This window comes from Plasticicumulans lactativorans (assembly GCF_004341245.1).
Classification (GTDB): domain Bacteria; phylum Pseudomonadota; class Gammaproteobacteria; order Competibacterales; family Competibacteraceae; genus Plasticicumulans_A; species Plasticicumulans_A lactativorans.
Genome location: NZ_SLWY01000031.1, coordinates 1 through 22,643, shown reverse-complemented (window position 1 = coordinate 22,643; position 22,643 = coordinate 1). Strand labels below are relative to the sequence as shown.

The window sequence follows — 22,643 nt, the reverse complement described above, 5'->3', positions numbered from 1 at the left end:
GATCGGCCTTGTAGACGAGCTTGCCGTCGACCTTGATCCAACTGACGAACAGCAGGCGGGCCTTGAGGCTCACCCCCTGCTCGCCAGCACGCTTGCCCTTGGAGTAGGTGAAGGTATCGGTCCACAGGTCACCCAGGCGGAACCCAATCATCACCTTCTTCTCTGCATCGACTGCCTGGATGCAGCGGCGCACCAGGTGCTGCGCTTCCGATCCCGATACGCGCGCGTCGAAGCGCACATACGAGACGTCGTCGATGGGGCCATTGAGCGCTGCAATGTCGCAGGCCAGGAAGGAATCGCCTTTCTTGGGTTTCACTTCGCGGATGCGATTGAGATACCCGAGGCCGGTGATGTGCAGATCGAAGTAGGACTTTTCGTTGGAAGTCGTCATGGTGAATCTCCTGAGAACAATGAGGCGGAGACACACCGGACCCAAGCGCGGGAGGTGTGGAACCCCCGCGTGGGTTGATGGAACAGCTTGGTGACATCGCCATCGACAGGCGATGGCCGTTCGCGCTTGGATGTCGGTGCGAACTGGTGTGATCAACGCGGCCGGAACCGCGCCGTAGCCTCGGGGATCATGGCTACCTGGGCATGTTGCTGAGGGGAGTCAGCAGAACATGGCATCAACCTGCCATTCCTCGGCGTGACGGGCGAGAGGAAATCAGCATCGAGGTTTGACCCGATTCGTCCCCCCATCGCTCTTCGGGAAAAGGAAAGGTTGGCGGCGCGCCCGCATCTTGCGGATGCCAACACACGGGACGGCTCCGGTCTTGATCGATCGCTACGCCTTCAATCGGATTTGTCGGGGGAGAGGTGAGGCGGCGCCTGTTGCATGGGGGGGGAGCCCATCGGCGCCGCCTCGTTTTCACCGGCCGGAGGAGGGAGCCGATGAAACTGGGGTGGAGACGTCTTGATGCCGCACCAGCACAGAGCTGACTTGGTGCGACGCCTTCACTTATTCGCTGCTGTCGGGCGTTCCGACGATCACCACGTGCAGGAAACGCGGGCCATGCGCCCCCAGCACGAGGCTGCCCTCGATGTCCGTGGTGCCGCTGGCCCCCGTGACGATGTTGACGTTGCGCGGCGGGCGCTGGCCGGCGGTCGCCGCGGCGTAGTCGTCGAGGAAGGGGAGGATCGTGTCCGCCCGTACCATGACGAGGTGATGCAGCGGCAGGAAGTTGGCGAGGATCGGCGTATCGGCGCCCGAGTGAAACACCAGCGAGCCGGTCTCGGCGATGCCCCAGCGCGCGACGCCGATCGCGATCATCTCGTCTGGCGCCACCTTGTCGTGGAGCTCGAACCCTGACCAGTCCAGGTCCTGCAGCGGCGCCGCGGGCTGCAGTGCCACCACCGCGGGCAGTCCAAACGCCTCGAGGTAGCGTCCGACCGCCGCCGGCAGCTCGCTCGCGCTGGCGATGCGCTCGGCGGTTGCGGCCACCTTGGGGCTGGTGACGCGGGCGATGAAGGCGTCCACCAGCCCGTCGGCCAGCAGCGCCGGGCGAATGGACGGCAGATCCTGCAGCAGCGCATCCGCGTCGCGACGTACCGCCGCCGGATCGACCGCTGTGTTGCCGAGGCCGCTGCGCACGGCGTTGAGGATGGTTTCGCGTGCGCTCATTGGCCTTTCTCCTGATCCTTGTACATCTCCATGAAGGTGCGCTTCGCCGGGGCGGGGAACTCGCGATAGGCGGTCCATGCGCCCAGGCCGGGCATTCCCTTCACGAGGCCGCCGCGACTGAACAAGCGCATCACCCGGATCGCGATCGCCGTGCCGAGCCGGTACAGCCGCGGGCGTGATGCGACGAAGGTGTGGATGCCCAGGCCAAAACGGACCGTGGCCGGCTCCAGGCCCTCGCGCCAGGAGCGGTCGCGCCAGCCGCGCAGCAGGGTCGGCAGCGGGATGGCCACCGGGCAGACTTCCTGGCACTTGCCGTTCATCGTGCATGCGTGCGGGAGGTCGCGCGACGACTCGAGGCCATCGAAAACCGGCGTCAGCACCGCGCCCATCGGGCCGGGGTAGGTGCCGCCATAGACGTGGCCGCCCAACTGGCGGAACACCACGCAGTGGTTCATGCAGGCACCGCAGCGGATGCAGCGCAGCATGTCCTTCATGCCCTCGCGCAGCATGCGGGTGCGGCCGTTGTCGACCAGCACGATGTGGAATTCTTCCGGCCCGTCGCGATCACCGGTCTGCTTCGGTCCGCAGTGGAAGGTGGTGTATTGGGTGACGTCCGCCCCGGTCGCCGAACGCACCAGCAGGCGCAGCAGCAGCAAGGCGTGCTCGGTGCTGGGGACCAGCTTCTCGATGCCGGCGGTGACGATGTGCACCCGCGGCGGGGTGGTGGTGAGTTCGGCGTTGCCCTCGTTGGTCACCGTGCAGGTGGCGCCGGTGTCGGCGACGAGGAAGTTCGCGCCCGAGATCGCCACGTCGGCGGTCAGGAACTTGTCGCGCAGCTCGCGCCGCGCGCTGTCGACCATCGCCTCGATGGTCTCTTCCTGGTGCGGTGCGCGGTGCAGGCGCTTGAACATCTCCGATACCTGCTCGCGCGTGCGGTGCATCGACGGCCACACGATGTGCGACGGGCGGTCGCCGCCGAGCTGCACGATGTGTTCGGCGAGGTCGGTCTCGACGCGCTCGATGCCGGCTTCGTCGAGCGCATGGGGCAGGCCGATCTCCTCGCCGAGCATCGACTTGACGCGGGTGACGCGTTTGGCGCCGGCTTCCTTGCACAGACGGACGACGATCTGCGAGGCCTCTTCGGCCGTCCTCGCCCAGTGCACCTTGGCGCCGGAGGCGATCGCGTTGCGTTCGAACTCGAGCAGGTAATGATCGAGGTTCGCGATGACATGGTCCTTGATGCGCTTGCCGCGCTCGCGGGCGGCCTCGAACTGCGGGAACTGCGTCATCGCCACCGCGCGCTTGCGCTCGGCCGTGCCGGTGGTGCGATCGATCGCGATCTTCAGCGTCGGGTCGGCCAGTGCTTCCTGGGCCCGCGCCTTGAAGGAGAGGGTTGCTTCTTGCATGGCTCAGCGCTCCTCGCCGATGGCCGGACCGCCGGCCATGCCAGCCAGGACCTCGGCGGCGTGGAAGCTGCGCACGCTCGAGCCCTTGCGCTTGAGCTTGCCGGCCATGTTCATCAGGCAGCCGAGGTCGCCACCGAGCAGCAGGCTCGCGCCGCTGCGGTCGATGGCGTCGGCCTTCTCGCCGACGACCGCGTTCGAGATCGCCGGGTACTTGACGCAGAAGGTGCCGCCGAAACCGCAGCACACGTCGTTGCCCTCGAGCGGCTTCAGCGTGAGTCCGGACACCTTGTCGAGCAGGGCGCGCGGCTGGTCGTGCACACCGAGCTCGCGCAGGCCGGAGCAACTGTCGTGGTAGGTGAAGCTGGTGTCGAGCTTCACATCGGCGGGCGCGAAGTGCATCACGTCCACCAGGAAGCTCATGAGTTCGTAAGTGCGTTCGCCGAGCCGGCGGGCGCGTTCTGCCCAGGCGGGATCGTCCGCCAGGGCCTCGGCATAGTGCGCCCGCGTCATGCCGACACAGGAACCGGAGGGCGCGACGACGTAGTCGTAGCCCTCGAAGGTCTCGATGAAATGGCGGGCGAGCACCGCCGCGTCGGCGGTGTCACCGCTGTTGAAAGCCGGCTGGCCGCAGCAGGTCTGCGCGTCCGGTACCTCGACACGGCATCCGGCATCGCGCAGCAGCTTGAGCGTGGCGAAGCCGACGCTGGGGCGCATCGCATCGACCAGGCAGGTGACGAACAGGCCAACGCGGGGAGACGACGGTGGGCGTGATGCGTTTTGAGGATTTGTCATGAGAATCGATCCTTTGAAATTGTCGGTCCCGACGTCGGCGCTTTATCCGTCGAGGAGGCATGGAGCGACCCGCGAGCCGAGGAGCCCCCGGTAGCCAGGGAGAAGGGCGTCAAGCCATTTGAGCATCGGGTCTGCGCAGCGCGTCTCGACGGGCGTAGCAGGCCCGATGCGCAGGGCGAACCGGGGCCGTTGAACACGCCGTAGAGGCACGGGATGGGCGCCCGCGAAGCCGGGATGCTCGACAGGGATGGCGAGCGGGTGCCCAACAGCCTCTACTCCACGTCAGGCGCTCAGCGCACCCAGCACCTCGTCGAGCATCTTCCTGGCGTCGCCGAACAGCATGCGGTTGTTTTCCTTGTAGAACAGCGGGTTGTCGACCCCGGCGTAGCCCGACGCCATGCTGCGCTTCATCACGATCGAGGTTCGCGCCTTCCACACTTCCAGCACCGGCATGCCGGCGATCGGGCTGCCTGGGTCTTCCTGGGCGGCCGGGTTCACGATGTCGTTGGCGCCGATCACGATGGCGACGTCGGTGTCCGGGAAGTCCGCGTTGATCTCGTCCATCTCGAGCACGATGTCGTAAGGCACCTTCGCTTCGGCCAGCAGCACGTTCATGTGCCCGGGCATGCGGCCGGCCACGGGGTGGATGGCGAAGCGCACGATCACGCCCTTGTCGCGCAGGATCTTGACGATCTCGCACACGACGTGCTGCGCCTGCGCCACCGCCATGCCGTAACCGGGCACGATGACGACGTTCTTGGCATCGCGCAGCAGCTCGGCGGTCTCCTCCGCGCTGATCGGCGTGACTTCACCTTCCGGCTCGGCCGCACCGGCTGCCGAGGGCGTTCCGCCGCCGGAGCCGAAGCCGCCGGCGATGACGCTGATGAAGTTGCGGTTCATCGCCCGACACATGATGTAGGACAGGATCGCACCCGAGGAGCCGACCAGGGCGCCCACCACGATCAGCAGGTCGTTGCTGAGCATGAAGCCGGTCGCCGCAGCGGCCCAGCCCGAGTAGCTGTTGAGCATCGACACCACCACCGGCATGTCGGCGCCGCCGATGGCCATCACCATATGCACCCCGAAGGCGAGTGCGATCACCGTCATCACCAGCAGCAGCGCCATGCCGACGCCGGTCGAGTGCGTGTTCAGGAACCAGTTGCCGAGCAGGATCACCAGCACGAGGCCGATCAGGTTGAGCATGTGGCGCGCCGGCAGCAGCAGCGGCTTGCCGCCGATCTTGCCCGACAGCTTGCCGAAGGCGATGAGCGAGCCCGAGAAGGTGACCGCACCGATGAAGATGCCGACGTAGATTTCCACCTCGTGGATGGCCTTCTCGGCCGCAGTGGGGAACACCGCCGAGGTATCCACGTAACTGGCGAAACCCACCAGGCAGGCGGCCAGACCCACCAGGCTGTGCATCAGCGCGACGAGCTCCGGCATCTGCGTCATCTGCACTTTCTTTGCAGCGATGAGGCCGATCGCGCCGCCGACGGCAAGGGCGCCGATGATCCAAGGGATGCCGGCCGACGTGACCTGCGGGCCGAGCACCGTGGCCAGTACGGCGATCGTCATGCCGACGATGCCGAACAGGTTGCCGCGGCGCGCACTTTCAGGGTGTGCGAGGCCCCCCAGGCTGAGGATGAAGAGGATGGTGGCGCCGATGTACGAGACAGTGGCAAGGCTTGATGTCATGGGTGTCTCCTTACTTTCGGAACATCGCCAGCATGCGACGCGTCACTGCGAAGCCGCCGAACATGTTGACGGCCGTGAGCGCAAGCGCGAATACAGCCAGGCCCAGGATCAGGGCGTTGGGCCGATCGACCACGCTGTCGGACAAGGGCGGTGCCACCTGTACCAGTGCGCCGATGGCGATGATCGACGAGATGGCGTTGGTCACGCTCATCAGCGGGGTGTGCAGCGAGGGGGTCACATTCCAGACCACCATGTAGCCGACGAAGCAGGCCAGCACGAACACCGTGAAGTGCGCCAGGAAGGCGGCCGGCGCGTACAGGCCGACGAGCAGGAACAGCACCGCGCCGATGCCGAACACCACCGCCAGCGACTTCACCGACATCGGCTCGCCGGCGCCGTGGCCGTGGCCCTTGGGCGCGGCGATCGGCGTGGCGGCGGCCTTGGGCTTGGCCGGCGCGGCCGGCAGCTTGGGCGGCGGCGCCGGCCAGGTGAGCTCGCCGTCCCGGATCACGGTGAGGCCGCGGATCGCGTCGTCCTCGAAATTGACGAGGATGTTGCCGTCCTTGGCCTTGCACAGATCCTCGGTCATGCGCAGCAGGTTGTTCGAGTACAGGGTCGAGGATTGCTTGGCCAGGCGGCTCACCAGATCGGTATAGCCGATGATGGTGACGCCATGGCGCACCACCGCCTCGCCGGGCACGGTGAGTTCGCAGTTGCCTCCCTGCTCGGCCGCGAGGTCGACGATCACGCTGCCCGGCTTCATGCTCTGCACCATTTCGGCGGTGATCAGCTTGGGCGCGGGCTTGCCCGGGATCAGCGCGGTGGTGATGATGATGTCGACTTCCCGCGCCTGCTGCGCGTACATCGCGCGCTGCGCGGCCTGGAAGCCCTCGCTCATCACCTTGGCGTAGCCGCCGCCGCCCGAGCCCTCTTCCTCGTAATCGACCTTGACGAACTCGCCACCGAGCGAGACCACCTGGTCGGCGACTTCGGCGCGGGTGTCGTTGGCGCGCACGATGGCGCCCAGGTTGGCCGCGGTGCCGATGGCGGCGAGACCGGCCACGCCGGCGCCGGCGATGAAGACCTTGGCCGGCGGGATCTTGCCGGCGGCAGTGATCTGGCCATTGAAGAAGCGGCCGAAGGCATTCGCGGCCTCGATCACGGCACGGTAGCCGCTGATACCGGCCATCGAGGTCAGCGCGTCCATCTTCTGCGCCCGGCTCAATTGACGCGGCAGACAGTCGATGGCGAGCACCGTGGCACGCCTGGCCTGCAGCGCCTGCATCAGCTCGGGGTTCTGCGCCGGCCACACGAAGCCGACCAGCGTCGCGCCTTCGCGCAGCATGCCGACTTCTTCCAGCGTAGGCGGGCGCACCTTGAATACGATGTCGGCCCGTGCCCAGACGTCGGCGGCGCCGGGTAATACCTCGGCGCCGGCGGCGCGGTAGTCCTCGTCGGCAAAGTTCGCCGCTTCGCCCGCGCCACTTTCCACGGCCACCTCAAAGCCGAGCTTGGCGAGCTTCTGCACTACATCGGGCACTGTGGCGACGCGTTTCTCGCCGGCTGCAACTTCCTTTGGCACTCCGATCAGCAAAGCCATGAACTCGACTCCTTACAGTTGTCATTTTGAAACCTGGCCGTTGTCGCCCCACCAGCGCCCATCACGCTCGGGCGCCGGTCCTTGCCGATGCCCATCATCGCGGCCTTGTAGCCGGCGCTGTTGGTTCGCCTGCGCAGCACCTCGATGGTCCGCAGGCAGGTAGTGCGCGGTAATTCAGTCAGCGCGAAACCGCCGGCGCTGGTCTCGACACCGGTGCCACCCCGGATGCTCGGGTCAGGGTCGTGCATCACCACGATTTTGGCAATCTCTGGTGTGATGGTGATACGGACACCGCTCGGCGTGGTTTTGCCGGGCATGCCTATCTGCATGAAAGTCTTCTAAATCTTTACCGGACTCCGCGCCGCCGCGTGCGGATCCGCACGCGGCAAACACCGAGTCAATATACAAGTCTAGTGAAGGGCGGCACGTAGGCCATCAGGGTCACAAGGCAACCGACGAGCACCGCCAACGCCACGGAGTGGAAAAACACGTAGCGAAGGATGTCGCCCTCGTGATTGAACCAGCGCGTAGCGGTGCTGGCAACGACAATCGATTGCGCGTCGATCATCTTGCCCATAACGCCACCGGAACTGTTCGCCGCGGCCATCAGCACCGGATCGAGTCCAAGTTGCTGCGCCGTCACTTTTTGCAGCCCGCCGAAGAGCACGTTCGATGCGGTGTCCGAGCCGGTGATCGCCACGCCTAGCCAGCCGAGGAGGGTGCCGAACATCGGATAGAACGGACCTGTGAGCGCAAAGGCCAGACCCAGTGTCGCATCGAGTCCCGAATAGCGGGTCAGGTAGCCGAGCGCCAGCATCAGCACGATGGTCAGCAGGGAGTAGCGCACGCGGTAAATCGTACGCAGGTAGATCCTCACCAGATCGATCAGCGAATAGCGCATCAACAAGCCGGCGATGATGGCGGCGAGCAGAATCCCGGAGCCGGTTGCCGACAGGTAGTTGAAGTTGTAGACCGCCGCCTCCTTGTGCGGCGTCGCTGCTACCGGTGGCACCTTCTCGATCAGGTTGTGCAGGCCGTCGAACGGGATCTTCACCACCGAGATGCCGTCCAGGGACTGTTTGACGGCGGGGATGCCCCAGATGAAGACGAACGCCGAGAGGATCGCCCAAGGCATCCACGCCAGCAAGACGGCACGCCTGTCATTCTTCGCGAAGATCGCAGCACCAGCGTCGGCTTCGTGACCCACCGGCTTCTCGCTCTCCAGGTCCGGAGTGCCGGAGTCCTGCTCATGTCCCTTGAGGGCGGTGGAGGTCCACACCTTCTTCGGCTTCCAGACCTTCAGGAACAGCACCAGCGACCCCATCGAAACGATCGCGGCGATCACATCCACTAGCCAGGGGCCGTGGAAGTTCGAGACGAGGAACTGAGCGATCGCGAAGGATGCCCCCGTGACGAAGAGGGCCGGCCAGATCTCGAGCATTGCGCGCCAGCCTGCAAACGCCCAGATGAGCCAGAACGGCACGAGGAACGAGAAGAACGGCAGTTGACGGCCGATCATCCCCGACAGTTGCAGCAAGTCCAGGCCTGTGACGGCGGACAACGCGATCACAGGCGTTCCGAGCGCGCCATAGGCCACCGGCGCCGTGTTCGCGATCAGGGACAGGCCCGACGCCGCCAGGGGCTTGAAGCCGAGGCCGATGAGCAACGCCGCCGTCACGGCCACCGGCGTGCCGAAGCCTGCGGCGCCCTCGAAGAAGGCACCGAACGCGAACGCGATCAGCAGCAGTTGCAACCTTCGATCATCGGTGATGTTCGACAGGCTATGCTGCAGCACCTTGAACGACCCGTCCTCCTCGGTCAGTTGGTGCAGGAATATGATGTTGAGCACGATCCAGCCGATCGGCAACAGGCCGAACGCCGCCCCGTATCCCGCCGCCAGCCCCGCCATCTGCATCGGCATGCCGAAGACGAAGATCGAGATCACGAAGGCCGAGATGAGCCCGCACGCTGCTGCGTAATGCGCCTTCATGTGCATGAAGCCGAGCAGGACCAGCATGATGATCACTGGAATGGATGCGACCAGACACGACAGGATGATGTTGCCGAATGGGTCGTAGTTCTGCTGCCAAATCATGAGCATCTCCTAATTAATAGTTATGTACGACAAACTGATCGCTGGTAAGCCGGTAACGTCCCCGCCGTCCGAGCGGTCAATGCTCCAACGCCGTGCAACTGGCGTAGTCGGGACGGGGCCTGCAGCAAGTGATCGAGGTCTTGCGCAAGCCCCGGCCGGATCCCTGACGTCCCTGCGGATCACTGCATGTGCTGTCCGCCGTTGATGGCGATGTTGGCGCCGGTGACGAAGGCGGCCTCCTCTGATGCCAGGTAGATGATCAGGCCGGCCACCTCCTCCGGTTTGCCGAGGCGCCCCAGCGGAATCTGCGGCAGGATCTTGCTGTCCAGCACTTCCTTCGGGATGGCCATGACCATCTTCGTGCCGATATAGCCGGGGGAGATGGTGTTGACCGTGACGTTCTTCTTCGCCACCTCGAGCGCCAGCGCCTTGGTGAAACCATGCACGCCGGACTTGGCTGCCGAGTAGTTGGTCTGGCCAAACGCACCCTTGCTTCCATTGACCGAGGACACGTTGATGACGCGGCCCCAGCCGCGCTCGGTCATGCCGTCGACCACCTGCTTGCTCATGTTGAACAGGCTGTCGAGGTTGGTACGCAGCACCGCGTCCCAGTTGACCTTGTCCATCTTCTTGAAGGTCATGTCGCGCGTGATACCCGCGTTGTTAACCAGCACATCGACCTCGCCGACCTTCTCCCGCACCTCGGCCACGGCCTTGGTACATGATTCGAGATCGGCGACGTCGCAAGGCACGGCGAGAATGTCGTGCCCCCTTGCCTTCATGTCGGCGACCCACTCCGCATGTTTCGTATTTCCGGGCGAATACGTAACGGCCACCCGGTAACCTGCCGCGGACATCTTGGTGGAGATGACCTCACCCAGGCCACCCATGCCACCCGTAACCAGCACCACACGTGCATTGCTCATGTTCGTCTCCTCAGTCGCGTCGTTCAGGATTGGATTCAGCGTTCGATGGCAAGTGCGACGCCCATACCGCCGCCGATGCAGAGCGAGGCGAGGCCACGGCGTGCATCGCGCCGAATCATTTCGTGGATCAGCGTGACCAGCACGCGGCATCCGGATGCGCCGATCGGGTGCCCGATCGCGATCGCGCCGCCATTGACGTTGATCTTGCTGGTGTCCCAGCCCATTTCCTTGTTTACCGCGCAGGCCTGCGCCGCGAAGGCTTCGTTGATCTCCATGAGGTCGAGCTGGTCGGCCGTCCAGCCGGCCTTGTGCAGGCACAGCTTCGAGGCGGGCACCGGGCCCATGCCCATGATCGTGGGTTCGAGGCCGGCGGAGGCGTAGGCGGCGATGCGGGCGAGCGGCTGGAGGCCGAGCGCCTTCGCCTTGCTCGCGGACATCATCAGCACCGCGGCAGCGCCGTCGTTGATCCCCGAGGCGTTGCCGGCCGTCACCGACCCTGCCTTTTCGAACGCGGGCTTGAGGCCGGCGAGCGATTCGGCCGTCGTGCCGTGCTTGACGAATTCGTCGGTGTCGAACACCACCCTGCCCTTGCGGCTGACGATCTCCACAGGGACGATCTCGTCCTTGAAGCGGCCGGCCTTTTGCGCGGCCTCGGCCTTCTGCTGGGATGCAGCGGCGAAGGCATCCTGCTCCTCTCGCGAGATGCCGTATTTTTCGGCAACGTTTTCGGCCGTGGTGCCCATGTGGTAGTGGTTGTAGGCATCCCACAGACCGTCGTTGATCATCGTGTCGACCATCTTCCAATCGCCCATACGCTGGCCGTCGCGCGATCCCATGACCACGTGCGGCGAGGCGCTCATGTTCTCCTGGCCGCCGGCGATGACGATGTCCGCATCGCCGCAACGGATGGCCTGCGCGGCCAGATGTGTGGCCTTGAGGCCCGAGCCGCAGACCTTGCCGACAACGAAAGCCGGCACGCCGATCGGCAGGCCGGACTTGATCACCGCCTGACGCGCCGGGTTCTGGCCGCCGCCGGCGGTCAGTACCTGGCCGAGGATGACCTCGTCGACCATGTCTCCACTGATGCCGACGCGTTCCAGCAAGGCCTTGATGACGGTGGCACCCAGATCAGGTGCAGCGACTTTTGCGAGGGCACCTCCGAACTTGCCAACAGCAGTGCGCGCGGCACCAACGATAACAACGTCTTCCATGGTCCGTTTCCTATCTCGTTGAATGACAACCTGACCTTAGCTCCCCTTGTTATGAGTGGCAGATGCCTGCCTGGTATCGGGGGGGCGGTCAGGGTTGGGGCTGGGGTCAGGGTTGGGGTTGGGGGGCGAAGCCTTACTTCTTGCGCATCGGCGGCAGGTCGGTGCAGCTGCCGTGCGCCACTTCGGCGGCCATGCCCACCGTCTCGCCCAGGGTCGGGTGCGGGTGGATGGTCTTGCCGATGTCGACCGCGTCGGCGCCCATCTCGATCGCCAGGCAGACCTCGCCGATCATGTCACCGGCCGAGGGGCCGACGATGGTGCCGCCGATCACGCGGTGCGTTTCGGCGTCGAAGATCAGCTTGGTGAAGCCGTAGTCGGCGCCGTTGGCGATGGCGCGGCCGGACGCCGCCCACGGGAACTTGGCGGTCTCGACCTTCTTGCCTTCGGCCTTGGCCTGCGCCTCGGTGTAGCCGACCCAGGCCACTTCCGGATGGGTATAGGCGACGCCCGGGATCACGGTGGCGTCGAACGCCGCCTTGTGCCCCGCCGCGACTTCGGCCGCGACGTGCGCCTCATGCACCGCCTTGTGGGCGAGCATGGGCTGGCCGACGATGTCGCCGATCGCGAAGATGTGCGGCACGTTGGTGCGCATCTGCGCATCCACCGGGATGAAGCCGCGCTCACCGACGATCACGCCCGCCTTCTCGGCGCCGATCTTCTTGCCGTTGGGCGAACGGCCCGCCGACTGCAGGATCATGTCGTAGCGCACCGGATCAGAAGGTGCCTTGTCGCCTTCGAACTTGACCCACAGGCCGTCTTCCTTCGCCTCGACGGCGACGGTCTTGGTCTTCAGCATGATGTTGTCGAAGCGGTGGGCGTTCTGCTTCTCCCACACCTTCACCGCGTCGCGGTCCGGACCCTGCATCAGGCCATCGAGCATCTCGACCACGTCGATGCGCGCACCGAGCGTCGAATACACGGTGGCCATCTCCAGGCCGATGATGCCGCCACCGATCACCAGCATCTTGCCCGGTACCTGGCGCAGCTCCAGCGCGCCGGTCGAATCGACGATGCGCGGATCCCTGGGGATGAAGGGCAGGTGCACCGCAGCCGAACCGGCCGCGATGATGCAGTTCTTGAACTTCACCACCTTCTTGGCGCCGGTCTTGTCCTGGCTGCTGCCGGTGGTTTCCTCGACTTCGATGTGGTGCGGGTCGAGGAAGTGGCCGTAGCCGCGGATCACGTCGACCTTGCGCGCCTTGGCCATGCCGGAGAGGCCGCCGGTGAGCTTGCCGATCACGCCGTCCTTGTGCTTCCTGAGCGCGTCGACGTCGACCGTAGGCTTGGCGAACTGGATGCCGGCGGTATGCACATGCTCGGCTTCCTCGATCACCGCCGCGACGTGCAGCAGCGCCTTCGAAGGGATGCAGCCGACGTTCAGGCACACGCCACCGAGGGTGGCGTAGCGCTCGATGATCGCGGTCTTGAGACCCAGGTCGGCAGCGCGGAAGGCCGCGGAGTAGCCGCCCGGGCCGGCGCCGAGCACGACCATGTCGTATTCGGCGTCGGCGCTGCCGGCGTGGGCTGCAGCGGTCGGGGCTGCGGCGGCAGCAGCGATCGGCGCCGGCGCGGCGGCAGGCGCCGCAGTCGCGGCGGCTGCCGCTCCCGCAGCGGCGCCAGCGGCCTCGATCTTGATCAAGACCGCGCCTTCGCCGACCTTGTCACCCAGGCCGACCAGGACTTCCCTGACCACGCCGGCGGCCGAGGACGGCACGTCCATCGTTGCCTTGTCCGATTCGAGCGTGCAGATCGCATCGTCCACGTTGATGCTGTCGCCGACCTTCACGAACAGCTCGATGATCGGCACCGCATCGAAATCGCCGATGTCGGGCACCTTCACTTCAATCATTTGACTCATCTTCTTCACCTCGTGAGGAGTTCCGGAAGAGGGGGCGTCGGGGCCGGCTTGAACCTGGCTCCGACGCCTCGCTCCTCACTGCGTCAGAGCATCACCCGGCGGAAGTCCGCCAGCAGTTGCGCGAGGTACACGTTGAAGCGGGTGGCCAGCGCGCCGTCGATGACGCGGTGGTCCGCGGTCAGCGACATCGGCAGCGTCAGGCGCGGCACGAACTGCTTGCCGTCCCACACCGGCTTCATCACCGACTTGTTCACCCCGAGGATGGCCACTTCGGGCGCATTGACGATCGGCGCGAAGTAGGTGCCACCGATGCCGCCCAGCGAGCTGATCGTGAAGCAGGCGCCCGACATGTCGGCCGGACCGAGCTTGCCGTCGCGCGCCTTCTTGGCCAGCGCACCGGTCTCGGCGGCGATGTCGAACACGCTCTTCTTGTCGGCGTCCTTCACCACCGGCACGACCAGGCCGTTCGGGGTGTCGGCCGCGAAGGCGATGTTGAAGTACTTCTTGTAGACCAGGTTGTCGCCGTCGAGCGAGGTGTTGAACTCGGGGAACTCCTGCAGCGCGCGCACCGAGGCCTTGATGATGAAGGCGAGCATGGTCAGCTTCTTGCCCGACTTCTCGTACTCCTTGTTCATCTGCACCCGGAAGGCTTCCAGGTCGGTGATGTCGGCGTCCTCGTGGTAGGTCACCGCCGGGATCATCACCCAGTTGCGGGCGAGGTTCTGGCCGGAGATCTTCTTGATGCGCGACAGCGGCTTGACCTCGACCTCGCCGAACTTGGCGAAGTCGACCTTCGGCCACGGCAGCAGATCCAGACCACCACCCAGGCTTGCGCCCGCGGCGGCAGCCGGTGCCTTGCCCGGGACCACGCCGGTCGTCATCGCGCCCTTGATGAAGGCGGCGACGTCTTCCTTGAGGATGCGGCCCTTCGGACCGGTGGCCTTGACCTGGCCCAGATCGACGCCGAGCTCGCGGGCGAAGGCGCGCACCGAGGGGCTGGCGTGCACCTTGCCGCCGACCTTGACCGCCGAGGGCGCCGCGGCCGATGCAATCGGCATCGAGGCAGGGGCACTGGCGGCCGGGCCGCCATCGGCCAGGGGGGCCGGTGAGGGTGCGGCCGCGGCCGCCGGGGCGGGCGCGGCGGCTGCGGCCGGTATGGCGACCGCCGCACCACCAGCGGTCTCGACCTTGATCAGCACGCTGCCTTCGCCGACCTTGTCGCCGATGCTGACCAGCACTTCCTTGACCACGCCGGCGTGCGAGGACGGCACGTCCATCGTCGCCTTGTCGGACTCGAGCGTGGCGATGGCGTCGTCCACCTTGATCGTGTCGCCCACCTTCACGAAGAGCTCGATCACCGGCACCGCGTCGAAGTCGCCGATGTCGGGCACCTTCACCTCGACCACGCCACCGGCGGCCGCGGGGGCGGCAGCCGGAGCGGGCGCAGCGGCCGGAGCCGGCGCTGCAGCGGCCGGGGCAGCAGCCGCAACGGCAGGCGCCGGCGCAGCCGCTGCGGCACCAGCCGCCTCGACCTTGATCAGCACGCTGCCTTCGCTGACCTTGTCGCCGATGCCGACCAGCACTTCCTTGACCACGCCGGCGTGCGAGGACGGCACGTCCATCGTCGCCTTGTCGGATTCCAGCGTCGCGATCGCATCATCGACGGCGATCGTGTCGCCTACCTTCACGAACAGCTCGATCACCGGCACGGCGTCGAAATCGCCGATGTCCGGAACCTTCACTTCAATGAGTTGGCTCATGTTCTAGTCTCCTTGCGCGCTCAGACCGACATCGGGTTGGGCTTGTTCGGGTCGAGGTTGTACTTGACCAGGGCTGCCGCAACCTTGTCACGACCGATCACGCCGTCGTCGGCCAGCGCCTTCAGCGCCGCCAGGGTCACCCAGTGACGATCCACCTCGAAGAAGTGGCGCAGGTTCTCGCGGGTGTCCGAACGACCGAAGCCGTCAGTGCCCAGCGTCACATAGCTGCCCTTGATGAAGGGACGGATCTGCTCGGGAAGCATGCGGATGTAGTCGGTGGCCGCGATGACGGGGCCTTGCGCGCCTTCCAGCTTCTGGGCAACGTGCGACTGCCTCGGCTCCTCCATCGGGTGCAGCAGGTTCCAGCGCTCGACGTCCTGGCCGTTGCGCGCCAGTTCGTTGAAGCTGGGCGCGCCCCAGATGTCGGCCTCCACCCCCCAGTCCGCCTTGAGCAGGTCGGCGGCGGCGATCACTTCGCGGAAGATCGTGCCCGAACCCATCAGCTGCACGCGCGGACCGGTGCCGGCAGCGCCCTTGCGGAAGGCGTACAGGCCCTTGAGGATGTCTTGCTCCGCACCGGCCGGCATCTCGGGATGTTCGTAGTTCTCGTTCATCACCGTGAGGTAGTAGTACACGTCCTCCTGCTCGGCGAACATCCGGCGCAGGCCGTCCTGCACGATCACCGCGACCTCGTACTGGAAGGTCGGGTCGTAGCTCACGCAGTTGGGGATCATGTTGGCCATCAGCAGGCTGTGGCCGTCCTCGTGCTGCAGGCCTTCGCCGTTCAGCGTGGTGCGACCGGCGGTGCCGCCGATCAGGAAGCCGCGCGTGCGCTGGTCCGCCGCCGCCCAGCACAGGTCCATCGTGCGCTGCAGGCCGAACATCGAATAGAAGATGTAGAACGGAATCATCTGCACGCCGTGCACGCTGTAGGCGGTGCCGGCGGCGATCCAGTCGGCCATCGCGCCGGCTTCGTTGATGCCTTCCTGCAGCACCTGGCCGGTCTGGCTCTCCTTGTAGAACATGAGCTGGTCATGGTCTTCGGGGACGTACTTCTGGCCTTCCTGGTTCCAGATGCCGTACTGGCGGAACATGCCTTCCATGCCGAAGGTGCGGCTCTCGTCGGGCACGATCGGCACGATGTGGCGGCCGACCTGCTTGTCCTTCAGGAGCGTGTTCATGATGCGCACCACCGCCATCGTGGTCGACAGCTCGCGGCCTTCGCCCGAGGCCTTCAGCAGCGCGGCAAACGCGTCGAGTGCCGGCACGGCTAGCGGCTCGGCCTTGGTCCGGCGCTGGGGCAGGAAGCCGCCCAGGTCCAGGCGGCGCTGCATCATGTACTTGTGCTCGGGCGAGCCTTCCTCGAACTTCAGGTAGGGCAGCTCCTCGAGCTTGTCGTCGGGCACCGGCAGGCCGAAGCGGTCGCGGAAGCGGCGGATCGCCTCGACGTCCATCTTCTTCTGCTGGTGGCTGATGTTCATCGCCTCGCCGGCCTGGCCCATGCCGAAGCCCTTGATGGTCTTGGCCAGGATCAGCGTGGGCTGGCCCTTGTGCTCGCTGGCGGCCTTGTAGGCGGAGAAGATCTTGAACAGGTCGTGGCCGCCGCGGTTCAGGTTCCACACCTGGTCGTCGGTCCAGTCGGCCACCAGCGCGCGCAGCTCGGGCGTGTTGAAGAAGTGCTCGCGTACGTAGGCGCCGTCCTTGGCCTTGAAGGTCTGGTACTCGCCGTCGCAGAGTTCCATCATGCGCTGCTTGAGAAGACCCTTCTTGTCGCGCGCGAAGAGCGCATCCCAGGCCGTGCCCCAGATGACCTTGATGACGTTCCAGCCCGCGCCGCGGAAGCCGGCTTCGAGCTCCTGGATGATCTTGCCGTTGCCGCGCACCGGGCCATCGAGGCGCTGCAGGTTGCAGTTGATCACGAACACGAGGTTGTCCAGCTTCTCGCGGCCGGCCATGCCGATCGCGCCGAGCGACTCGACCTCGTCGGTCTCGCCGTCGCCCAGGAAGGCCCACACCTTGCGCTGCTCTGCGCGCGCGGCGTCGATCATGCCGCGGCTGGCCATGTACTTCATGAAGCGCGCCTGGTAGATCGCGCACAGCGGGCCCAGGCCCATCGACACGGTCGGGAACTGCCAGAAGTCCGGCATCAGCCAGGGGTGCGGATAGGACGAAACGCCCTTGCCGCCGACTTCCTGGCGGAAATTGTCCATCTGCTCCTCGGACAGGCGGCCGAGCATGAACGCGCGCGCATACACCCCAGGCACCGAGTGGCCCTGGAAGTAGATCATGTCGCCGTCGTGCTGCTCGGAGGGCGCGTGCCAGAAATGCGAGAAGCCGACGTCATAGAGCGCCGCGGCCGATGCGAACGAGGCGATGTGGCCGCCGACGTTGGTGTTCTTGTTCGCCCGCACGACCATCGCCATGGCGTTCCAGCGGATGTAGGAGTGCAACTTGATCTCCATGTCCGGATCGCCCGGGTAGGGCGGCTGCTGCTCGGCGGGGATGGTGTTGATGTACTCGGTGGTGGCCGAGTAAGGGATGTTCACCCCTTCCTGGCGCGCCGTCGCGATCAGCGTCTCGATCAGGTAGTGGGCGCGGGCAGGACCTTCGTTCGCTACAACACCTTCCAGCGCTTCGATCCATTCCGCAGTTTCACGGATGTCGATATCCCCTTGTGTGCTCATGTTGTCTCCTCTGATTGAATTGCCCGTCGGTGCTTCGCTGCCTTGCAGGGATGATTCCTGCGGTGGCGCGCCCCCTCCGGTATGCTCGGACTTCCGGCCTGCTTGGTCTGACCAAGAAATTTTGATAATGCTATCTTTAATATCTATGGAGCCGCAAGGGTCGCTGCTTGCACCTCTCAGGCGCGCTGCAGCGCAGCAATCAAGGACGTACAATCCGCGACGTCCGCCGCGTGCCTGGAGCGCGCTCAACTACCGATATCCAAGGAGGAGTCGCCATGTCGTCGAGCTCATCATTCAGCGCCGTCGTGCAGCCGAGGCGTGCGCGCCTGTCCGATACCATTGCCGAGCAGATCGAGGGGCTGATTGCGAGTGGAGAACTCAAGCCTGGAGACAACTTGCCTCCCGAGCGAGATCTTTCCAAGCAACTGGACGTGTCTCGTCCCTCTTTGCGCGAGGCGCTGCTCGTCCTCGAAAGCAGAGGGTTGCTGCAGGCACGTCGCGGGGGTGGCTATTGCGTGACTGATGTGACCGCTCCGATCATTACCGATCCGCTGGTGCACCTGCTTCAGCGCCACCCCTCAACGGTTGATGACATCCTGGAACTACGCCACGGTATCGAGTGCATCGCAGCTCAGTTCGCGGCTCTTCGCGCCACGGATACGGACATCAAGAAACTGAATGGGCTTGTGACGCGCATGCGAAAGCGGAGGGGCGAATTTGATGCATTCGAAGATGCCGAGCGAGATGTCGAATTCCACATGGCAGTGGCCGAGGCATCTCACAACATCGCGCTGGTGCACGTGACGCGCGGCATCTTCAACCTCATGCGTATGAACATGCTGCGCTCGCGGGAGGCGCTCTACCATCAACAGGACAATGTCGGACTGCTCGATGCGCAGCATGCGGAGATCGCCAAGGCAATCGCTATCCGGGATCCGGCTGCCGCACGAAAAGCGGCGAACCTGCACTTAAGCTTTGTCCAAGCCAGCTTGCGGGAGGTGGCGATGACGGACTTAGAGCAGCAAGGGGCACGCAGCAAGCGTGTGCGATCTCAACAGCGGGAAGCGGGTACAGACTAGCGTTTCTCAAACGGCAACCGTCTAGTAGCGCGCCTTGTGGAAAGCTTTCCGTAAGGGGCGGCAGCTCTCGCTCACTGAACGCACAAGTTCTGACCAGTCGTCGAACGCATCGATATCCGGATTGCAGCCGACTGCTTAGGCAATGAACTTCTGGCCTCCATCGGGCCGCTGTTCGTCACGCTCGGCCAGGCAGTACACGCCCTGGTCCCTGACCAGGACGACGCGGCGTAGATTGGCTGCCGCCTCGGAAAGGACACGCTGCGGGTCGGCGCCCTCGAATCGAGCAGATATGGATGTGTCGCCAGCCAGCGGAATGCGGAACCTCCCGCCGGGTGAGCGGGAGGCTGCGTGGCGGTCAGTGCCGGACAGACTTGCGACCGGACAGGCAGTGTACGCGGATGCGCCGCCAACTCCCATCGTCGATGAGGCGCTCAAGCGTCTCACCAAGAGCATCAAAGAACACTTCATCGACCCGCTCGACCAGTTCGCCGTCACAGTGTAGTTCGACCGCGTAAAGGTCGAGCCCGCGCTTGTACTGGACAGCGACCCGCCCCTGGAACTTTGCCGTGGCCACCGTGAAGGCGATCGTCGGCGGCGTGGCGATGATGTCCTTGGGCAGCGGATCGACCCACGTGAAATCCCGCGCGCCGGCATCCACCAGCAGATGGGTGATCCGTCGGTAGCCATCGGGAGCCGGTAACTCTTCCATCTGCTGGATCAGCGCCTGCAGCTCGGGGCAGCGAGGTACCGGGATCGGCAGCTTCGCCGGCGCGGAACCGAGCACGAACCGCTGCACCGTGTACGGCTTGCCGTCGGCGGTGAACTCGGTGTGCTCCTCGGGCGTCTCCGCGCGCTGACCGTCGAAACGGCGTCTGACGTAGGGTTCGACCTGCACCCTGGCGCCCTCGTCGGGAACTTCGGTGACAAGAGAGCGATCGAGCACCGCAAACTCGGCCCGTCCCGTCTTGACGACGATAGCCTCGTCGGTGGTGGCGATGACCCTGCCCTCGAAAGGCTTCGGGTCGATGTGAAAGCCCAGCGTCGAAACCTTGGGCTCGCCGTCGAAGATGTTGAACTTGAACGAACGGACGTTGGACGGCACATGACCGACGACAAGCGTTCGCATCTGTGCACGGATGGCTTGGGTGTCCATGGGGAGGCTCCTTGTGGCAACCAAGGGACTCCCGCCCGCAAGGGAGGTCGATCCCTTGAGGGTGAGGTGGATGGACGCAGGTGCGCCCGGAGAACGAAACGACCCGCACGGTGATCCGCGCCGCAGTCTTGAAGGCCTCGACTGCCTGGGCATGGCGCTGACAACTGTCAGCAACGCATGGCCTGAGGATGGGTACGCAGCATGGGTGCCGTCGCAGCGATAACGGAACCGCGGACGGCCCGCTTTGGGGCAATGGTCCGCATCAGGGAACAAGGCCAGGACCAGGGCGCCGAAGGCCACGCGGGCCTTCGGCTGGAGAGGAAGAAGAACCACCTGTGGGCTGCGTCAGCGCTGGCCGTCGTCAAAGCCGTTCGCTGCGTCAGCAATCGCACCCGACCCGTTTCGTGGCTGGGGCCGGCAACCTCTGGCGTGCATCCACACACAAAGGGAGCCCGATGTTTCGCCGGCGGGCAACGGCACGGACTACCCTCGGCCCAAGGGGCCTCCTCACGGCTCGCTTGGCGGCAAGCCGTCGGGAAGCCCCTCATGGCCGAAGCAAGACACACCGATCAAGGGAATGGCGGTGGGCGCGATTCGGGAGCAATGACCTTCTCGCCCCGTCGCCCGGTGGTGGGCAGACAGGGCGCGCACACCGTTGCAGAAGGAGACGCGCGCTGGGGAGTCCCGCCACACGCGGGACGTTTGCCCCGCCGCCAGGAAAGCGGCCGGCGTGGCAGAGGGATGCGTAGGCGTCAGGTCGCCTTGGGTACTGCGCGCCGCTTGCGTGGCGCTTCGCGCTTGCTTGCCGAGGACTCGAGCGGCAGCGTGCCCGTGCAGTCTGGATAACGGCTGCATGACCAGAACGCGCCATTCCTGCCGGCACGCTGGCGCATCTGCGTGCCGCACTGCGGACAAGGCGGCGAAGGCGGCAGCGGGATGGAAAGCGTCGCGGCCCGATGCTCCTGCACGAGCTGGGCCACCCAGGCGGATTGCTTGGCGATGAAGGTGTCCAGCGTCATTTGGCCGGCCTCGATCATATCGAGCGCCTGCTCCCAGATGGCGGTCATGCCGGGATCGGCGATGGCGGCCGGCACGGCATCGATGAGCGTGAAGGCCGCATCTGACGCGCGGATGGCGCGGCCCTTCCTCAGCAGGTAGCCGCGATCAAGCAGGCCCGTGATCGTGCTGGCGCGCGTGGCCTCGGTGCCGATGCCCGTCGTCTCCTTCAACTTCTGCTTCAGACGCGGGTCGTCCACCAGCTTGGCGACGCCCTTCATCGCCTTGACCAGTTCGCCCTGGGTGTAGGGCTTGGACGGCAGCGTTTTCAACGCCTCCAGCTCCACCTGTTCGACCCCGCAGCGCAATCCGCTCGCCAGTGGCGGCAGCACCTGGCTGCGCTGCGCTTCCACACCATCGGCAGCCTCCGGCTCCGGTGTCGCCAGTACCTGGCGCCAGCCGATCACGGCGATGTGCTTGCCCACCGCCACGAGCGATTGACCGCCGCAAGCGAGCTGCACCACCGTGCGGTCGAACTCATGGTGCGGGAGGAACTGCGCGAGGTAATGGGCGCGGATCAGCCGGTAGACAGCCAGCTCCTTCGCGTCCATGGCCGACAGGTTGGCGGGCTCCAGCGTCGGGATGATGCCGTGGTGCGCCGTCACCTTGCCGTCGTTCCAGGCGCGCGAGCGCTGGTTGCGGTCGAGCTGACCGACCAAGGATCGCAGGCTGGGATCGGTGGCGAGCAGTGCATCGAGCACCGCCGGCACTTCGGCGAGCATGCTTTCGGGCAAAAATCCCGAGTCGCTGCGCGGATAGGTCGTCGCCTTGTGTGTCTCGTACAGCGCCTGCGCGATGTCGAGCGTCTCCTGCACATCGAGGCCGAGCTGACGCGAGCACACTTCCTGCAAGGTGCCCAGATCGAACGGCAGCGGCGGTGCCTCGCGCACGCGCTCGGTGTCCACCGACACGACCTGCGCATCGCGTGCCGCGCGAATGCGATCCGCAGCCTGCTGCGCCACCGGCTGCTGAAGGCAGCGACCCGCTGCATCCGTGCTGCCTTCGGGCGGTATCCAGCTCGCGGTGAAGGATTGGCCGGCGTGGACAAGGAGCACATCCACGGTCCAATACGGCACGGAGACGAAGCGCGCGATCTCGCGATCACGATCCACGACCAACTTCAGCGTCGGCGTCTGCACGCGCCCCACCGACAAAACGCCGGTATAGCCGGCCTGGCGCCCCAGCAGTGTGAACAAGCGGCTCAAGTTCATCCCGATCAGCCAGTCGGCGCGCGATCGGGCGAGTGCGGAGAAATACAGCGGCAGCGTCTCGGCGGACGGCTTGAGCGCACCCAGCGCCTTGCGGATCGACGCATCGTTGAGCGCCGACAGCCAAAGGCGCTGAATCGGTCCGCGGTAGCCGCATAGGTCGATGATCTCGCGGGCGATCATCTCGCCCTCGCGGTCAGCGTCGGTCGCAATCACAAGTTCGCCCGCCTTGGCGACGAGCTGCTGCACGACCTTGAACTGCGCTGCGGTCGCCGCCTTGGGCTCGACACGCCAACGCTCAGGAAGACTGGGCAGTTGCTCGATGGCCCAGCGCTTGTATTGCGCGCCGGAGCCTTCGGGCGGCACCGCCGCCCCCAGCTGCCCGATGCACCCGGTCACGACGACACCCGCGCCGCGGGAGCCGCCGTTGTCGCGTTGA

General features: G+C 65.6%; 16 protein-coding genes and 1 pseudogene. 1 reads left to right on the top strand and 16 read right to left on the bottom strand.

Translation table 11 applies throughout. The features are described from left to right. The 13 genes from EV699_RS18735 to aceE all read right to left on the bottom strand — a co-directional run. Nucleotides 1–391, bottom strand: a 391-nt coding sequence (locus EV699_RS18735) for an STY4534 family ICE replication protein (RefSeq protein ID WP_132545687.1), incomplete at its 3' end; no start/stop codon positions are given. A 567-nt stretch (nucleotides 392–958) separates the two neighbouring features. Then, nucleotides 959–1,621, bottom strand: coding sequence for a LutC/YkgG family protein (locus tag EV699_RS18730; RefSeq protein ID WP_132545685.1), 663 nt, complete (start codon nucleotides 1,619–1,621; stop codon nucleotides 959–961). Further along, nucleotides 1,618–3,027 (bottom strand): LutB/LldF family L-lactate oxidation iron-sulfur protein, encoded by a 1,410-nt coding sequence (locus tag EV699_RS18725; RefSeq protein ID WP_132545683.1) that lies wholly within the window; start codon nucleotides 3,025–3,027, stop codon nucleotides 1,618–1,620. The genes EV699_RS18730 and EV699_RS18725 overlap by 4 nt, the downstream gene beginning before the upstream one ends. A 3-nt stretch (nucleotides 3,028–3,030) precedes the next feature. Next, nucleotides 3,031–3,819: a (Fe-S)-binding protein gene (locus EV699_RS18720; protein ID WP_132545681.1), complete on the bottom strand. Its 789-nt coding sequence runs from the start codon at nucleotides 3,817–3,819 to the stop codon at nucleotides 3,031–3,033. A gap of 282 nt (nucleotides 3,820–4,101) precedes the next feature. Then, entirely contained in the window at nucleotides 4,102–5,514 is a 1,413-nt protein-coding gene (gene pntB, locus EV699_RS18715) for a Re/Si-specific NAD(P)(+) transhydrogenase subunit beta (protein WP_132545679.1), read from the bottom strand. Nucleotides 5,515–5,524: 10 nt separating this feature from the next. Beyond that, entirely contained in the window at nucleotides 5,525–7,114 is a 1,590-nt protein-coding gene (locus EV699_RS18710; RefSeq protein WP_132545677.1) for a Re/Si-specific NAD(P)(+) transhydrogenase subunit alpha, read from the bottom strand. Beyond that, the gene (locus tag EV699_RS18705; RefSeq protein WP_132545675.1) at nucleotides 7,102–7,443 is read right to left on the bottom strand and encodes a hypothetical protein; all 342 of its coding nucleotides are present in this window, start codon (nucleotides 7,441–7,443) and stop codon (nucleotides 7,102–7,104) included. The genes EV699_RS18710 and EV699_RS18705 overlap by 13 nt, the downstream gene beginning before the upstream one ends. A 68-nt stretch (nucleotides 7,444–7,511) precedes the next feature. Further along, nucleotides 7,512–9,209, bottom strand: coding sequence for an L-lactate permease (locus EV699_RS18700; RefSeq protein ID WP_132545673.1), 1,698 nt, complete (start codon nucleotides 9,207–9,209; stop codon nucleotides 7,512–7,514). 179 nt (nucleotides 9,210–9,388) lie between these two features. Next, nucleotides 9,389–10,135: an acetoacetyl-CoA reductase gene (gene phbB / locus EV699_RS18695; protein ID WP_051174623.1), complete on the bottom strand. Its 747-nt coding sequence runs from the start codon at nucleotides 10,133–10,135 to the stop codon at nucleotides 9,389–9,391. Between the two features lie 35 nt (nucleotides 10,136–10,170). After that, nucleotides 10,171–11,346 (bottom strand): acetyl-CoA C-acetyltransferase, encoded by a 1,176-nt coding sequence (locus EV699_RS18690; RefSeq protein ID WP_132545671.1) that lies wholly within the window; start codon nucleotides 11,344–11,346, stop codon nucleotides 10,171–10,173. Nucleotides 11,347–11,479: 133 nt separating this feature from the next. Continuing rightward, a complete protein-coding gene (gene lpdA / locus EV699_RS18685; RefSeq protein WP_132545669.1) occupies nucleotides 11,480–13,264 on the bottom strand; it encodes a dihydrolipoyl dehydrogenase in 1,785 nt (594 codons plus the stop codon). An 83-nt stretch (nucleotides 13,265–13,347) separates the two neighbouring features. Further along, the gene (gene aceF, locus EV699_RS18680) at nucleotides 13,348–15,024 is read right to left on the bottom strand and encodes a dihydrolipoyllysine-residue acetyltransferase (RefSeq protein WP_132545667.1); all 1,677 of its coding nucleotides are present in this window, start codon (nucleotides 15,022–15,024) and stop codon (nucleotides 13,348–13,350) included. A gap of 20 nt (nucleotides 15,025–15,044) precedes the next feature. Further along, entirely contained in the window at nucleotides 15,045–17,708 is a 2,664-nt protein-coding gene (gene aceE, locus EV699_RS18675) for a pyruvate dehydrogenase (acetyl-transferring), homodimeric type (protein ID WP_132545665.1), read from the bottom strand. Between the two features lie 275 nt (nucleotides 17,709–17,983). Between aceE and EV699_RS18670 the strand changes: the two genes are divergently transcribed. Then, nucleotides 17,984–18,787: an FCD domain-containing protein gene (locus EV699_RS18670; RefSeq protein ID WP_002931986.1), complete on the top strand. Its 804-nt coding sequence runs from the start codon at nucleotides 17,984–17,986 to the stop codon at nucleotides 18,785–18,787. Nucleotides 18,788–18,862: 75 nt separating this feature from the next. Here the strand turns inward: EV699_RS18670 and EV699_RS20355 are convergent. The 3 genes and pseudogenes from EV699_RS20355 to EV699_RS18655 all read right to left on the bottom strand — a co-directional run. Beyond that, nucleotides 18,863–19,078: pseudogene (locus EV699_RS20355) on the bottom strand (DUF3085 domain-containing protein); the annotation flags it as partial. A gap of 64 nt (nucleotides 19,079–19,142) precedes the next feature. Continuing rightward, on the bottom strand, nucleotides 19,143–19,940 hold the full coding sequence (locus EV699_RS18665; RefSeq protein WP_132545663.1) for a GTPase: 798 nt from the start codon (nucleotides 19,938–19,940) through the stop codon (nucleotides 19,143–19,145). Nucleotides 19,941–20,692: 752 nt separating this feature from the next. After that, on the bottom strand, nucleotides 20,693–22,643 hold a 1,951-nt coding region (locus tag EV699_RS18655), incomplete at its 5' end, for a DNA topoisomerase III (RefSeq protein ID WP_132545661.1).